This is a genomic window from Candidatus Kaistella beijingensis (assembly GCF_020084865.1).
Classification (GTDB): Bacteria; Bacteroidota; Bacteroidia; order Flavobacteriales; family Weeksellaceae; genus Kaistella; species Kaistella beijingensis.
In genome coordinates this window covers 1154255-1169336 of the sequence record NZ_CP071953.1, presented here as the reverse complement: position 1 = coordinate 1169336, position 15082 = coordinate 1154255, and the positions used below count along the sequence as shown (strand labels likewise).

The 15082-nt window shown below is 37.5% G+C and carries 13 protein-coding genes and 1 pseudogene; 1 reads left to right on the top strand and 13 read right to left on the bottom strand.

Annotation, left to right across the window (positions count from 1 at the left end):
* Positions 1–153: 153 nt before the first annotated feature.
* The 3 genes from J4771_RS05450 to J4771_RS05440 all read right to left on the bottom strand — a co-directional run bounded on the left by J4771_RS05450 (position 154) and on the right by J4771_RS05440 (position 3648).
* A complete protein-coding gene (locus J4771_RS05450; protein WP_224137205.1) occupies positions 154–1764 on the bottom strand; it encodes a T9SS-dependent choice-of-anchor J family protein in 1611 nt (536 codons plus the stop codon).
* 159 nt (positions 1765–1923) lie between these two features.
* Positions 1924–2676 carry a polysaccharide deacetylase family protein gene (locus J4771_RS05445; protein ID WP_224137203.1) on the bottom strand — a complete coding sequence of 251 codons (753 nt, stop codon included), beginning with the start codon at positions 2674–2676 and terminating at the stop codon, positions 1924–1926.
* A gap of 6 nt (positions 2677–2682) precedes the next feature.
* On the bottom strand, positions 2683–3648 hold the full coding sequence (locus tag J4771_RS05440; RefSeq protein ID WP_224137201.1) for an NAD-dependent epimerase/dehydratase family protein: 966 nt from the start codon (positions 3646–3648) through the stop codon (positions 2683–2685).
* Positions 3649–3730: 82 nt separating this feature from the next.
* On the opposite strand from J4771_RS05440, the gene ggt reads away from it, so the two are divergent.
* The gene (gene ggt, locus J4771_RS05435) at positions 3731–5413 is read left to right on the top strand and encodes a gamma-glutamyltransferase (RefSeq protein ID WP_224137199.1); all 1683 of its coding nucleotides are present in this window, start codon (positions 3731–3733) and stop codon (positions 5411–5413) included.
* A gap of 37 nt (positions 5414–5450) precedes the next feature.
* On the opposite strand, the gene J4771_RS05430 is transcribed toward ggt, so the two are convergent.
* The 10 genes and pseudogenes from J4771_RS05430 to J4771_RS05385 form a co-directional block, all read right to left on the bottom strand.
* A complete protein-coding gene (locus J4771_RS05430; RefSeq protein ID WP_224137198.1) occupies positions 5451–5960 on the bottom strand; it encodes an SRPBCC family protein in 510 nt (169 codons plus the stop codon).
* 59 nt (positions 5961–6019) lie between these two features.
* A complete protein-coding gene (gene trpA, locus J4771_RS05425) occupies positions 6020–6799 on the bottom strand; it encodes a tryptophan synthase subunit alpha (RefSeq protein WP_224137197.1) in 780 nt (259 codons plus the stop codon).
* A 37-nt stretch (positions 6800–6836) separates the two neighbouring features.
* On the bottom strand, positions 6837–8042 hold the full coding sequence (trpB, locus tag J4771_RS05420; RefSeq protein ID WP_224137196.1) for a tryptophan synthase subunit beta: 1206 nt from the start codon (positions 8040–8042) through the stop codon (positions 6837–6839).
* Positions 8032–8631 carry a phosphoribosylanthranilate isomerase gene (locus J4771_RS05415; RefSeq protein ID WP_262900192.1) on the bottom strand — a complete coding sequence of 200 codons (600 nt, stop codon included), beginning with the start codon at positions 8629–8631 and terminating at the stop codon, positions 8032–8034. Before J4771_RS05415 ends, trpB begins: the two co-directional genes overlap by 11 nt.
* A gap of 79 nt (positions 8632–8710) precedes the next feature.
* On the bottom strand, positions 8711–9490 hold the full coding sequence (trpC, locus tag J4771_RS05410; protein WP_224137195.1) for an indole-3-glycerol phosphate synthase TrpC: 780 nt from the start codon (positions 9488–9490) through the stop codon (positions 8711–8713).
* A gap of 51 nt (positions 9491–9541) precedes the next feature.
* On the bottom strand, positions 9542–10531 hold the full coding sequence (trpD, locus tag J4771_RS05405; RefSeq protein ID WP_224137194.1) for an anthranilate phosphoribosyltransferase: 990 nt from the start codon (positions 10529–10531) through the stop codon (positions 9542–9544).
* A 71-nt stretch (positions 10532–10602) separates the two neighbouring features.
* Positions 10603–11168, bottom strand: a pseudogene (locus J4771_RS05400) (anthranilate synthase component II).
* Positions 11169–11243: 75 nt separating this feature from the next.
* A complete protein-coding gene (locus J4771_RS05395) occupies positions 11244–12665 on the bottom strand; it encodes an anthranilate synthase component I family protein (protein WP_224137193.1) in 1422 nt (473 codons plus the stop codon).
* Between the two features lie 268 nt (positions 12666–12933).
* Positions 12934–13602: a VIT1/CCC1 transporter family protein gene (locus J4771_RS05390; protein ID WP_224137770.1), complete on the bottom strand. Its 669-nt coding sequence runs from the start codon at positions 13600–13602 to the stop codon at positions 12934–12936.
* Between the two features lie 347 nt (positions 13603–13949).
* On the bottom strand, positions 13950–15080 hold the full coding sequence (locus J4771_RS05385) for an efflux RND transporter periplasmic adaptor subunit (RefSeq protein ID WP_224137192.1): 1131 nt from the start codon (positions 15078–15080) through the stop codon (positions 13950–13952).
* Between the last annotated feature and the right edge of the window lie 2 nt (positions 15081–15082).

Genomic DNA, 15082 nt, shown 5'->3' with positions numbered 1-15082 from the left:
AAGCTCTTAAGAAAATCAATTTCCACCGTTCAGGGTCGGGACTAAGAAATTGATTTTCAAAATTTATATAATAAAATTGATACTGACTTAAATACGATCACAAAAAAAGATCTGCATTTCTGCAGACCTTTCGTTGATATTAAGAGTTAAAGTTTATTTTTTAACAATTTTCACGGATTGCGTTCCGTTTTCAGTTTCAATGTTTACGATGTAAACTCCCGGTGATAATTTTGATAGATTAACCTGAGATTTCACAGCGTTCAAAGTGTGAGAAGAAACTGCTTTTCCTGAGAGATCATATACCGAAAGCGATATCACTTTAGAGGCCGATTCTACATTCAAAACATCAACTACAGGGTTTGGATAAACTTTTGCCTGTGCTTTGTTGGCATTAGAAACTGCCGCACTTCCAGAAACTACTAAGCTGTAATCTTCAGCCTGTCCGAAAGATGCACCTAAACAAGGATTGAGGAAATTAGTCGTTCCAAAAATCTTTTTAACTCTCAGTCTTGTTGTTCCATTGAGTGCTGTCGCAGGTACCGCTAAAGTTTGAACGGCCTGTACACCATCTGTTCCGTTGGAATTTACAATAGTTTGGGTAATTTCATAAACTTCACCTGGATCATTTAGAACGCCATTTTGATTCCAATCTGCAAATACCACGAATCTGTTGGTATAGTTTCCGTTGGTGTTTCCTTTTAATGTAATTGGATAAGAGTTCCCTGCAGTAACACTACCCGAAATGGTTGTGAAGTTTTCGTGTTGTGTCGCACCTGCTGTAGCTGCTGAACTGGTATTATCAATTCCTGCGAAATTTACCAAAGTAATAGGCTCAACGGTAAATGTAAATGGAAGTGGTCCACAATAAGGTGCAAATGGATTTGCTTTTGTAGTGAATTTGAATTCCGAACATCCTGTTGAATTTCCTGCGCCGTTTTTAGACTCTACTCTCCAGTAATAAGTTGTTGAAGGGGCGAGACTTGTAATTGGTACTGAAGCAGTTGTAGTGGTCACATTAGTTAACAATGTGGTCGGATTAGCTGTTGTACCGAAAAATACATCGTAACTTGATGCGGTTTGTCCACCCACAGGAGCGGTCCACGACAATGTAACAGGAGTCATGTAATCTACGTCAATTGCGTTATTTGATGGAGATGTAAGTGTTGGACAACCTGGAGGTGAAGTCGGAGCCAATTGAACAGAAATATTGTCAACCAACAACACAAACATATCATTGGAGTTATTCACGAACGCAATGCGCACATTTGTACCTGCGTAGGCAGCAAGTGAAATAGTTCTGGTTGTCCAAGTGGAATTTTCTGCAGCAATGCTGAAGAGCTGTACCGTAAAATCTGCCACGGTATTTCCTCCGTTGGGTGCAAGCATTACTTTATAACCATCTTTGTATTGTGGATCTTGTGCCTTTGCATCCCACTGTAAAAATGCTGCAGCAGCAGGGAGTGTAATTTGTGGGGAAATGAGCCAGTCGTTTGAAGTTCCTGCAGGATCATACCATGAGGAGCTCATTGCAGCAAAGTCTCCGTCGGGACCACCATAGTTTGGGGTGGGTCCACCTCTGTCTTTTCTAATCCATGCACCTGCATTAAATTCTGCTACATTCGCTGCGTGAGTAAGGCCGTCTACATCAATCAGGGTCCAAGCCGCGAAACCGGGACCTGCGCCATCAAAATTTTCCTGAAAAATCTGTCCGCTTCCGAAAAACGGGATTGCCAAAAACGAGGCAATAAGTAAAAGTTTTTTCATAATGTAATAATTGTTTTGGTTAAACTTGCTTTCAAAGTTAACAAACAAAAACGAATTATACAACATAAAATTTAGTTATTTGTGATATATGCAATTAAATTAAATTTTAAATATTAAAAAAGTAAAATTAAAACAATGCAATGCATATTATATTGAAAATCAAAAGATGAAATCTTTCACCCTGGAAGTCGCCAATTCATTTTCATTGATCCAACTTAAAAAACTTTCGAGTTTATCCTCCATTTTTCGTCCGTAATTGTACTTTCGGTAAAAAGGGATTTTAAACCCGAACTTATCAAAATCGGTAAACTGCCAGGAATTTAAATAAATAAGAACAAAATCATCCTTCTTAATGGTTTCAAAAACCATATTCTTATAATACGTCAACGGTGCTATTTGAAAAACAAAGTCATTATAAGGAATTTGGGAATAGGGAGAAATGCTTTCAGGGATAATACTGATGCCATTTTTTTCAATAATTTCCGTGCTTCTTTCTAATCTTTTAAACGGAAAAAGAATATTGGCATTATCGATGTTTGAAATGTAATTGAATCCCAAACTCTTGATTGCACTCTCTGAAAATTGAGCATCTTGTTGCCGGAAACCGCGAATAAGTTTTCCAGTGAATTTTTCGGTCTTGATTTTTGCGCTTTCAATTTCAAGTAAAGTGGAAAACTCGTTATAAAAAGCGATTTCATGACCTTTTGAAATGATTTTCTTTATTAGAAGTTGCGTTTTTTCTGCCAGTGAAACTTCAATGAAAAAACTAACCAAAATATTGTGGTTTTCTAGAATCCGCAGAATCGCTTCCGTGTTGTCTACCGTAATTTCGAGAATCTTTTCATCATCAATAGAGAAGTTATTTTTAAATTTCTTCTCGTTATTGGTAATGTTGAAACTCAGTAAAATCATTAATGTTTAATTGGCGTTCAGTTTTATCTTAAGATTTTTGAGCATGTCTTTCGTCATTTCAGAAATATCAAAATCATAGGAAAGTCCCCAATCTTTTTTGGCGACCGAATCGTCAATTGAAGCTGGCCAGGAATCTGCAATCGCCTGTCTGAAATCCGTTTTGTAGTCAATGCTAAAATCAGGCATCTCTTTTTTAATTTCCTCTGCAAGTTGTTTTGGAGTGAAGGACATCCCGCCCAAATTATAAGACGTGTGAACCGTGATTTTGTCTTTTGGAGCCTCCATTAATTTCAAAGTTGCATTAATCGCGTCGTCCATATAAAGCATCGGCATTGCAGTGTTTTCAGAAATAAAACTGGTGTATTTTCCTTCTTCCACGGCTTCATAGAAAATTTCTACTGCATAATCGGTTGTTCCGCCTCCTGCCGGAGTTTTCCAGGAAATTAATCCAGGATAACGGATGCTTCTTACATCTACGCCAAATTTATCGTGATAATATTCGCACCATTTTTCTCCCGCCATCTTAGAAATTCCATAAACCGTTGTCGGATTTAAAACTACGTCCTGTCCAACATTTTCTTTCGGAATTCCTTTCCCAAAAACAGCAATCGAACTTGGCCAAAATATTTTTTTAATCAAGCCTTCTTTTGCCAATTCACAGAAATGGAGTAGAGGTTCAATGTTTAATCTCCAAGCAAAAAGCGGCTGTTTCTCGGAAGTTCCCGAAAGCAAAGAAGCCAAATGATAAACGGTGGTAATTTCATAATCTTTGATGACTTGGCGAACGAGTTGGGTATTTGTTACGTCCATCCTTTCATAAAATCCTGCGGAAGTTAACTTTTTGTCCCATCGGTCAAGTCCGGAAGCGACTACGTTTTCTGCGCCGTGAATGGCAACTAATCTATTGGTAAGTTCGGTACCGATTTGTCCGAGTGCGCCTGTGATAAGAATTTTTTCCGTGTGGGATTCCATTTTCGAGATTTAGATTTACGCAAATTTAAAAAAATTGAAATGCTTTCCGAAACAAATCTGTAATTTTGATTAAATTTTAAAAATGAAAAAATTTCTCCTGCTTTCTGTTCTGTTTTCACACCTCGCTTTTTCACAATTTACTGATATCAATATTGTAAAAGAGATCAGGACGAAAGACAAAGGTTTGGTGGTTTCCGCACATCCACTTGCAAGTGAAGCCGGAGCAAAAATAATGAAAATGGGCGGAAATGCTTATGACGCTGTAATTGCGACGCAATATGCTTTAGCCGTAGTTTATCCACAAGCAGGAAATATTGGTGGTGGTGGTTTCTTGGTTGGTGTAAAAAATAATGGCGAAAAATTTACCATCGATTTTCGTGAAACGGCACCGGAAAAATCTTCAAGAGATATGTACCTCGACAAAAACGGAAAAGCCAATACCGACCTTTCCCAAAACGGAAGATTAGCGGTCGGAATTCCTGGTTCTGTTGCAGGATTTTTTGCCACTTTGAAATATGCGAAACTTCCGATGGAAAAATTAATTCAGCCTGCAATTGATTTGGCGGAAAAAGGTTTTGCGATCACCGAACGAGAAGCAAACTTGCTCAACAATCAGATGGAATTTTTTAACCAACATAATAAAAATAAAACTGTTTTTCAAAAAGATAAATGGAAACAGGCCGATATTTTGGTTCAAAAAGATTTGGCGGAAACTTTAAAACTCATTCAAAAAAATGGAGCGAAAGGTTTCTACGAAGGAAAAACAGCAGAATTAATCGTCGATGAAATGAAGCGCGGAAACGGAATAATCACTTTAAATGATCTAAAGAACTATAAAGTTGCCGAAAGAAAACCCATCGTTTTCGATTATAAAGGAAATGAAATTGTCTCGATGCCGTTACCTTCAAGCGGCGGAGTTTTGTTGGCTCAAATGCTGAAAATGTCTTCTTTTGAAAACCTTGAAAAATACCAACAAAATTCAACCGAAGCTGTTCAAATTATGGTGGAAGCTGAAAGACGCGCATTCGCAGACAGAGCCGAATTTATGGGCGATCCCGCTTTTATTAATGATCAAACTTCGATGCTGATTTCTGAAGAATATCTGAAAAACCGTTGGAAATCTTTCCATAAAAATCAGGCGACACCTAGTTCCGAAGTTGGAAAAATTATTCCTCAACCAAAAGAATCTACCGAAACTACACACATTTCAATCATCGACAAAGAAGGAAATGCAGTTGCAGTCACCACGACTTTGAACGGACTTTATGGAAGTAAAGTTGTCGTTTCTGGTGCAGGATTTTTCCTCAACAATGAAATGGACGATTTCTCCATCAAACCGGGCGTTCCCAATATGTTCGGCGCAGTTGGCGGTGAAGCGAATAAAATTGAGCCGGGAAAAAGAATGCTTTCCTCCATGACTCCGACCATTGTTTTGAAAAACGGAAAACCTTTCATCGTCGTTGGAACTCCAGGTGGAACTACGATTCCAACTTCTGTTTATCAGTCGATCGTGAATGTGGTGGATTTTAAACTGAATCCAAATTTTTCTGTCAATCTTCCAAAATTTCATCATCAATGGCTTCCGGAAATTGTTGCGGTAGAAAAACATTTCCCTGAAACCACCATTTCTAATTTAGAAAAACTCGGTTACAAAATTGAAAGATGGAACCAAATCGGCAGAACCGAAATGATTGTGATTGATGAAAAAGGAAACGCAACCGCAGTCGCAGATGGACGTGGCGATGATTCTGTCGCAGTGGAGTAGTGTTGTGTGAGAGTTTGAGCGTTAAAAGGGTATAAATCTAGTCAGCTTCAAAAATATTTTCAAGAATTTTAAATCGACTTTCAAAAATAAATTTCACCTTGTTTCTCACATAATTTCCTGCCAATAAATCCCCCAAAATTCCAAAAGGAAGTTTAAAGTTGACAATGTCGGTCATCAAAACTTCTCTATCAGAAATCTCTTGAAAATGATGTTCGTGATGCCACATTGCGTAAGGTCCGAAACGTTGTTCATCCACAAAGAAACTGCTTTTATGATCATTTTTATTTGGGCTTTCAAAATGGGTGATTTCGGTAATCCAATTGCTTTTAATAAAAGGTAAAATGCCGATTTTATAGGTGATGATTTGTCCGAGATACGTTTTTGCAGATGGATTGTTCGTGATTTCGAACTGCATTTCTTTCGGCGTAATTCTGTCCAAATTGGTAGGAAGCGTAAAAAACTCCCAAGCTTTTTCCAAAGAAATCGGAAGCTTCTGTTCGGAAGTCAAAGTATAGATTCCCGACTGTTTGGTAAGGTTGATTTTCAAAATATTTTTATTGATTTGTTAGGAAACCTATAAGGTTTAATGAAGTCAAATTTAAACATTTAATTCTTTATGCCATGAATAAAACTTTTGGCTTTTTCTTCAAAACCCTTATTTTCAAGCAATATTTTTACAAATGCAGTTCCGATAATACCACCTTCCAAATGTTCTGTAACAGATTCAAAGTCAATTTTGTTCTTAATCCCAAAACCAACATACACGGGATTTTTTAAGTTTAATGTTGAAAGTCTTTCCAAATATTCTTCATTCTTCACATTTGCATTTTCCTTCCCTGTTGTTGATGAACTTGAAACGGCGTACAAAAAGCCCGAACTCAAAGAATCCAAGTATTTAATGCGCTCTTCAGAAGTTTCTGGTGTTACCAAGAAAATGAAATTCAATCCATAGTGCTCCAAAATTTGCTGATACTTTTTTTCAAATTCAAAAGGCGGCAAATCAGGCAAAATCAATCCGAAAATCCCAACTTCCTGACATTTTTTGCAGAAATTTTCAAATCCAAACTGAATTACAGGATTTAGATATCCCATTAAAATTTTAGGAATCGTGACGGATTCTTTTATTTCCGCCAACTGCTCGAAAAGTTTTTTGATGGTCATACCGTTCTGTAACGCTAAAACGTGTCCTTCCTGAATTACAGGTCCATCAGCAACCGGGTCGGAATATGGAATACCTATTTCCATCATATCTGCACCTGAATCTTGGATTAATTTCGCAATTTTTCCCGTGTCTTCCAAATTCGGAATTCCTGCGGTGAAATATATATTGAGTTTTTTTTGAAGCCCGAAGTCCGAAGTCCGAAGTCCGAAGTTATCTTTGTTCATAAAATTTAGTTTTAAAAGTTTTTGGATTTCTTAATCTTTATTTTTCCATCTTCCATCTTGCATCTCCCATCTTTTGCAAATACGTTTCCATATCCTTATCACCACGTCCGCTCAAACAAATTACCAATACCTCTTTTTCTCCAAACTTTTTCTTGTCCAAAACCGCCAAAGCGTGCGCGCTTTCCAAAGCAGGAATAATTCCCTCCAACTTTGTCAGTTCAAAAGCGGATTTCAACGCTTCATCATCATTAATGCTGAAAAATTCCGCACGATTTTGCTGAAATAAATTCGCATGAAAAGGTCCGATTCCCGGATAATCCAAACCTGCGGAAATGGAGTGTGGTTCGATTACTTGTCCGTCTTTATCCTGCATCACCAAACTTTTGCTGCCGTGTAAAACACCGAGAGTTCCCAAAAAAGTCGTCGCTGCAGATTTACCCGAATTTATTCCAAAACCGCCTGCTTCTGCGGCAATCAACTTCACATTTTCTTCATTCACGAAATGGTAAAAAGTTCCTGCCGCATTGCTTCCGCCGCCAACGCAAGCGATGACATAATCAGGGTTTTCTCTGCCGATTTTCTCATTAAGTTGTTCCCTTATTTCCTTAGAAATCACACTTTGAAACCGCGCAACCAAATCAGGAAAAGGGTGCGGACCAACCACGCTTCCAATAATGTAGTGAGTAGTCACAGGATTATTAATCCAATCTCGAAGTGCTTCATTCACCGCATCTTTCAGCGTTTTTGAACCTGATTTTGCAGGAACAACTTTTGCACCAAGCATTTTCATTCGTGCGACATTTGGTGCTTGTCGAGCAATGTCGATTTCTCCCATATAAATAATGCATTCCAAACCAAGCAAAGCACATGCAGTAGCCGTCGCAACGCCGTGTTGTCCGGCTCCCGTTTCTGCAATTATGCGATTTTTACCTAATTTTTTAGCAAGCAAAGCCTGACCTAAAGCGTTGTTGATTTTATGTGCTCCTGTGTGATTCAAATCTTCTCTTTTCAGATAAATTTGGGCACCATATTTCTCGCTCAAGTTTTTGGCAAAATAAAGTGGTGTTGCGCGACCAACATAGTTTTTCAGCAAATCCTGAAACTCTTTTTGGAACTCTTCAGACTCAATAATTTCTAAATATTTTGATTGCAATTCGGCAACATTTGGATAAAGCATTTCGGGAATAAATGCGCCTCCAAATTCGCCGTAATAACCGTTTTCGTCGGGGTTTTTATAATTCATCTTGTAATAGTGTTTTAATTTTTTTTACTTTTTCTAAATCCTTAATTCCAGGTTCTGTTTCAAATTTTGAGTTGATGTCCAAAGCAAAAGGTTTTTGGTTTAAATCTTTAATGTTTTCAAAATTCTCAAGTGAAATTCCGCCGCTCAAGAAATAGGGTTTTGGAATTTCTAGATTATTTAAAATATTCCAATCAAAAGTTTGTCCTGTTCCGCCAAAAGATTGGGAATCGGTGTCGAACAGGAAGTAATCGGTTGGTTTCAAGTTCCAAGTTTCAAGTTTTAAGTTTTGTGTTCCGACTCTGAAAACTTTAATTATTTTGATGTTTTCATTTAATTTTTGTCTTAGATTTAAAATGAAGTGTTCGTCTTCATCGCCGTGAAGTTGAATATAGTTTAAACCACCCCTTTCCGCTATTTCAATAATTTTTTCAATGGATTCATTGACGAAAACTCCAACTTTTCCTTTATGATTTATAGATTTTATTTCATCAAAACTTAAATGATTTAAAACAAATCTCGGGGATTTTTCGTAGAAAATAAAACCAAGAAAATCTACATTCAAATAAATTAATTCCTGAATTTGATTCAATTTCGTTAAACCGCAAACCTTTAACTTGATTTGAGATTGGAGATTTGAGATTTGAGATTTTTTTTCCACAGTGAATTAATTAAGAAATTATCTCATTGGAAAATTCCGCAAATTTTTCCGCAGGATTTTGGTCTTTCATAAAATGTTCTCCCATTAAAAATCCGTCGAATCCTTTTTCCTTTAAATATTTAAAATCTTCAACGCTGTAAATTCCACTTTCGGCAACCGAGAGAGTATCTTTTGGCAAGAGATTTTTGAGATTAACCGAATGTTGCAAATCTACTTTGAAATCTTTTAGATTTCGATTATTAATGCCTACTAAATCAATGTTTTTATTGAAATGTTGCAACTCATCTTCGGTATGAATTTCCAACAAAACTTCCAAATTGAGTTCGTGCGCCAATGCTGTAAATTCCTGAACTTGATTTGGTGAAAGACAAGATGCAATCAACAAAACAACGTCTGCTCCGATTGATTTGGCTTCATAAAATTGGTATTCATCAATCATAAAATCTTTGCGCAAAATCGGAAGGTTGATGGAATTTCTAACTTTCAAAATATCCTGAAAATTTCCGCCAAAAAAGTCGGGATCTGTAAGAATTGAAATTCCGCTTGCACCAAATTTTTCATACGCAGAAACGACTTCCAAAGGCGACACTTTATCATTAATTATTCCTTTTGACGGTGATTTCCGCTTAAACTCGGCAATAATTCCTGATTTGGTTTTTAGGGTTTCTTTCAGGGAAAAAGTTGGCCTTCCAAAAAATTCTGAATTTTTTAGTTCTTCAATAGAAATTTTGGATTTTGCTTTTGCAATTTCTTCTTTTTTTCTTGCTATTATTTTATCTAAAATGGTCATATTTTCAATGCAAAGTGATTCAACATCTTAAAAATTATTAATTTTTCATTGTTAATTATTAATTATTTGTCGAAGACAATTCAACGCTTTTCCACTCTCCAAACTTTCTTTTGCAAGAGCAAGACAGTCTTCATAATTACCAAATTTTTCTGTGGTTTTCAGTGCCATTGCAGCATTTGAAATCACAACCGAATTCTGTTCATCCGTTCCATTTCCTTGTAATATATCCATAAAAATTTTTGCGGAATCCTGTTTGGAATTTCCACCGAAAATACTTTCAGGAACAATATTTTTAAACCCTAAATCTTGAGCAGAATGGATATGTTCACCCTTTTTGTCGAAAATTTTCGTGTCGGAAGTTAACGAGATTTCATCGTAACCGTCCAACGCGTGAACTAAGGTGAAATTTTGGCTGCCTTTCTGCAAAAGATACTGGTAAATCCTTGCGATTTCCAAATTGTAAACGCCAATAAGCGCATATTTTGGTTTAGCGGGATTTACAAGTGGACCCAAAATATTGAAAAAAGTGCGCAAACCAAGACCTTTTCGGAGTGGTGCAACCGATTTCAAAGCGGGGTGAAAAATCGGTGCATGGAGAAAACAAATGTTTCCCTTATCTAAATCCCTTTGCAAATCGACACTGTTATTTTTAAATTGATAACCCAATTCTTCCAAAACATTGGACGCTCCGGAAATCGTGGAAACACCGTAGTTTCCGTGTTTCGCCACCTTTTGTCCTGTTCCTGCCACCACGAAACTTGCCAAAGTAGAAATGTTGAAGGTGTTTTTTCCATCGCCGCCTGTTCCCACGATGTCGAGCAAATCATCTTTTTGCAATTCAACGGGAAGCGAAAGTGCAAGAAGCGCCTCGCGAAATCCTTCCAGTTCCTCCAAAGTAATACTTCTCATCAGGAAAACGGTGACAAAAGAAGTGACTTCATTTTCATTGAATTTGTTCTGCGCAATTTCAATCAGAATTGCTTTTGCTTCGGCTTTTGAAAGCGTGTTGTGGTTGAATAAATATTGTAAAATCTGTTTCATTAGAATTGTTAGTGGTTAATTGTTAATGATTGATTCAAAAATTCGAAATATTAACAATTAACAATTTATAATTAACCATTAAGAAAGTTTTCCAAAATCTGCTTTCCTTTTGGTGTTAAAATACTTTCGGGATGATATTGAACTGCGTGAACATCGTAGTTTTTGTGTTTCAAACTCATAATCATTCCGTCTTTGTCGATAGATGTGATTTCCAGTTCTTCGGGAAAATCATCGGGATTTACCGCCCAAGAATGATAACGCCCAACTTCCAATGTATCGGGCAAATTTTTGAAAATTTGATGTTCCTTAACCTGTTTGGATTTCGTTGCAACGCCATGAAAAATTTCGGAAAGATTAATCAGACTTCCGCCAAATGCTTCCGCAATCGCTTGCTGACCAAGACAAACGCCGAAAATAGATTTTTCAGGTGCATATTTTTTATTAAATCCAATAAAATACCTGCTTCTTCGGGAATTCCTGGACCTGGAGAAAGTATAATTTTGTCGTATTTTTCAATGTCTTCCAAAGAAATTTGGTCGTTGCGGAACACATCTACTTTTTCGCCCACAATCTGCTCAATCATCTGAACCAAATTGTAGGTGAAACTGTCGTAATTGTCAAAAACTAAGATTTTCATTATATTTAATTTACCAATTTACCAATGTAAAAATTTACCAATCCTAAATTTTCACATTGGTAGATTATTACATTGTTATATTATATTTTCTGCTTTACTAATCGCTTTTTTTAACGCACCTAATTTATTGTTCACTTCCTGCAATTCACTTTCTGCGGAGGATTTAGCAACAATTCCTGCACCTGCTTGATAAAATAGCGTGTTGTTTTTGCTTAAAAAAGTCCGAATCATAATCGCCTGATTACAGCTGCCGTCAAAACCGACAAAACCGATGCAACCTCCGTAATAACTGCGTGAAGTTTTTTCGTAACTGTCAATCAGTTCCATCGCTTTAAATTTCGGTGCACCGCTCAAAGTTCCCTGTGGGAAGGTGGTGGCAATCATTTCAAAAGGATTCTGATTTTCTGAAACTTCCGTCACGACTTCCGAAACCATGTGAATGACGTGTGAAAAAAACTGAATTTCCTTCAATTTTGAAACTTGAGTATTTTTTCCACAAATGCTTAAATCATTTCGCGCCAAGTCAACAAGCATCGTATGTTCCGCGTTTTCTTTTGGGTCTTTTTTAAGTTCTTCTGCAGAATCCAAATCCTTTTCTACATTTCCTGTTCGCTTGAAAGTTCCCGCGATAGGATGAATGATGGCTTGTTTATTTTTGATAATCAGTTGACTTTCAGGACTTGAGCCAATTAATTTATAATCACCGTAATCAAAGAAAAATAAATAAGGTGAAGGATTGATATTTCGCAAAGCACGATAAACATTGAATTCGTCGCCACGAAATTTTTGTTCAAATCGTCTGCTCAAAACCAATTGGAAAACGTCGCCTCGGAAACAGTGTTTTTTCGCCAACTCCACCGAATTTTTGTATGCTTCATCTGTTAAATTTGAAGTTTCGTTCCCCATGATTTCAAAAGGAAAAACGGGCGCATTTTTTTGGTTGATTAAATTTTCAATAGTTGAAATTTCAGATTTTAAACCCTTGATTTTGTTCTCAATCAAAAACATTTCGTCATTGTGATGATTGATGGCAATCACATACTGATAAAGTCGATACCGCAACAATGGAATTTTATTCTCTTCGGAAATCTCTTTGAATTTGATGTTTTCAAAAAAAGGAATCGCGTCGTAACTTGTATATCCAAAAAAACCTTGCGCCTGTTTCCCGATGTCATGTTTTGGGATTTCACACTCAAAAGTTTTTGAAAAATTTTGAAGCAAATCGGTAAGTTTTTCCTTTTCAATATTGATTTTTTGAGGACTTTCTAACGGGAATTTTATCTCGGCTTCCACAAAGTTTCGGATTTCAATTCCTGCAATGGCATTCACCGCGATAAATGAGAAAGAATTTTCAGAATTTTGGTTTCCCGCACTTTCCAAAAGAATCGTGTCACGAAAGTGGTCGCGAAGTCGCACATAAATCCCAATTGGCGTGAAAAGGTCGCTTAAGGTAGATTTTACGGTGGTTTTTATTTTGGTTTTTTGGATGAAATTCATTTTAAATTAAAGTTTAAAATATTTTAGTTGGGTTTGCTACGGTTCGCTCGCAATGACAAAAAAAAGGCTTCAACATATATGTCAAAGCCTTTTTCTAAATTTTTGGTTTCAATATTTTTAAGCAAAAGAAGAGTGTTCAAGACCTTGAGAGTTTTGAAGCCACCACCAATTGTTGTTTGTTGTTTTCATTGGGACAAATATAGAAATGATTTTTGATTTTGAAAACATTTTTTAAAATTTTTCATTCAAAATCTCAATTCATTAAGTTTTACGCAACATTCACCCCGAAAAGATATCCAACCAAAGCAGATAAAATCATTGCGATGGTTCCCCAAATAATAATTCTCATAATCGCTTTCATAATACTTGAACCACCAACTTTTGCGGAAACGGTGCCTAAAATTCCAAGGAAAACGATGGTAAATCCGTACAGCCAATATTCCATATTTTGAACGGGAGCAAAAAGGGTGACCAAAAGTGGAAGAACACCTCCAACAGTGAAAGCCGCTCCCGAAGCCAGAGCCGCCTGTAAAGGATTTGCCTGACTGATTTCGTTGATGCCCAATTCGTCGCGAACATGAGCTGCTAAAGCATCAGTTTCGGTGAGTTCTTTGGCAACAAGCAGTGCCGTTTCTCTTTTCAGTCCACGGTTTTCATAAATTTGTGCCAAAATACTGAGTTCTTCTTCCGGCATTTCTTTCAGTTCTATTTTTTCGCGTTCGATATCGGCTTTTTCAATGTCGGTTTGTGAACTTACGGAAACATATTCGCCTGCGGCCATCGACAATGCACCTGCAACCAAACCTGCAACGGTCGCTAAAAGTATCGGTTCCCGTGTTGAACTTGCCGCTGCAACACCAATCGCCAAACTCGAAATTGAAATAATTCCGTCGTTTGCACCCAAAACAGCGGCTCGAAGCCAATTGCTGCGGTGGATTTAGTGACTATCCATGTAGTTTTCAATTGTTAGTTTATTTTCCATTTTGTTTATTTTAATTGCAATTTAAATTATTTGAATGTATTTTCTTAGTGATTTTACAGATTTTCACAGATCATATAAAGTTAATTTTTCAGATTAAATTTTTCTAAAAATTCCTGCTCGTAACTAGCCCTGATTGAGCGGCGTGTCTGAGCTCTTTTTTCGGCGGCGGCGAAGCCGCCGCCGAAAAAAAGCGAGTAGCGAAAGCAGGTTCCCGGCTCCAAATTATTGTTTGAGAGTGGTAGTGTTTGAGAGTTTTTGAGATTTTTTAATCTTCAGATTTCGGTTTCCCGACTTCAAACTCTTTATTCTTCCACGTTTTTCAAAGCCATCAATAGGTGATAAGCGCCTTTGGTGACGAAGGTTTTGTTGGCGTTTCGGATGTGGAAATTGACCAATTGCGTGTAGCCGTTTTCGGAATTTCCGATCGTTATGGGAAACATTTTATAGGTTTTTGGCTTGATTTCCTCGAAAATATACTGCTTGTTTTCCCAAGTGACAATCGCGTCGTCGGGAATGATGAAACCTTCGGTTGCACCGACTTCAATCTCCGCATTCATAAAGGTTCCGGGAATGAGCGAGGCGTCCTTATCGATGAGCTGACAGTGCACCAAAACGCTGCGGTCTGGCGTGAAATCTTTGCCGATTAATGCGACGGTTGCGGCGTATTTTTTCTCCGGATTTTGGTTGGTAAAGCCGTAAACTTTTTGTCCGAGGGAAATTTTGTTCAAATCTTTTTCAAAAACTTTCAGGGCGAGATGTGTTTCACCGTTGTTCACGATTTCGTAGAGCACTTCCGCAGGCGAAACGAACTGTCCGAGCGTGACATTCACCTTGGAAACATAACCCGAAATTGGCGCAACAACTGCAACCGATTTGCGAATATTTCCATTGGAAACAGAACTCGGATTGATGCCGTAAGATTTTAATTTTGAGGCAATTCCGTTCACGGCGGCGCTTTGATTTTGGGCTTCACTTGCGGCGCGTTGCGTTGCTTTGTCGGAACTTGCCTGGTACTTGTTCAAATATTTTTGGCGTTCGTAATCTTTTTGAGCGTAACCGAGATTGGCTTTTGCCTGAAGATAATCCTGCTGAAGTTGCGCCATTTCAGGATTTTCCACCACCGCCAAAGTTTGTCCGCGCGACACATAATTTCCGGGCATAAAACGGGCAACTTTCACAATTCCACCTGTTGAAGCGGATACTCCCGCCATTCCTGTTGGTGGAACATCGATTTGTCCGGTGAGCAAAATTTTGTTGCCGATGTTTTGGTTGTTGAGGGTGGTTGTTTCAATTCCGGCTGTTTTTTTCTGCAAATCGGTGAGGGTGATTTGGTTGCCGGAAATGGCGAAGGTTTCTTCGGTTTTGGCTTCTTCTTTTTTCGAGCAAGCGAAAATTAGAAAGCCCGAAAGTATGATGATTATTGATTTTTTCATTA

Coding starts and splice junctions, on each gene's coding strand:
- trpA (WP_224137197.1), bottom strand. CDS start 6,799: ATGAACAAAGATAACTTCGGACTTCGGACTTCGGACTTCGGGCTTCAA.
- trpC (WP_224137195.1), bottom strand. CDS start 9,490: ATGACCATTTTAGATAAAATAATAGCAAGAAAAAAAGAAGAAATTGCA.
- J4771_RS05445 (WP_224137203.1), bottom strand. CDS start 2,676: ATGATTTTACTGAGTTTCAACATTACCAATAACGAGAAGAAATTTAAA.
- ggt (WP_224137199.1), top strand. CDS start 3,731: ATGAAAAAATTTCTCCTGCTTTCTGTTCTGTTTTCACACCTCGCTTTT.
- trpB (WP_224137196.1), bottom strand. CDS start 8,042: ATGAATTATAAAAACCCCGACGAAAACGGTTATTACGGCGAATTTGGA.
- trpD (WP_224137194.1), bottom strand. CDS start 10,531: ATGAAACAGATTTTACAATATTTATTCAACCACAACACGCTTTCAAAA.
- J4771_RS05395 (WP_224137193.1), bottom strand. CDS start 12,665: ATGAATTTCATCCAAAAAACCAAAATAAAAACCACCGTAAAATCTACC.
- J4771_RS05440 (WP_224137201.1), bottom strand. CDS start 3,648: ATGGAATCCCACACGGAAAAAATTCTTATCACAGGCGCACTCGGACAA.
- J4771_RS05385 (WP_224137192.1), bottom strand. CDS start 15,080: ATGAAAAAATCAATAATCATCATACTTTCGGGCTTTCTAATTTTCGCT.
- J4771_RS05450 (WP_224137205.1), bottom strand. CDS start 1,764: ATGAAAAAACTTTTACTTATTGCCTCGTTTTTGGCAATCCCGTTTTTC.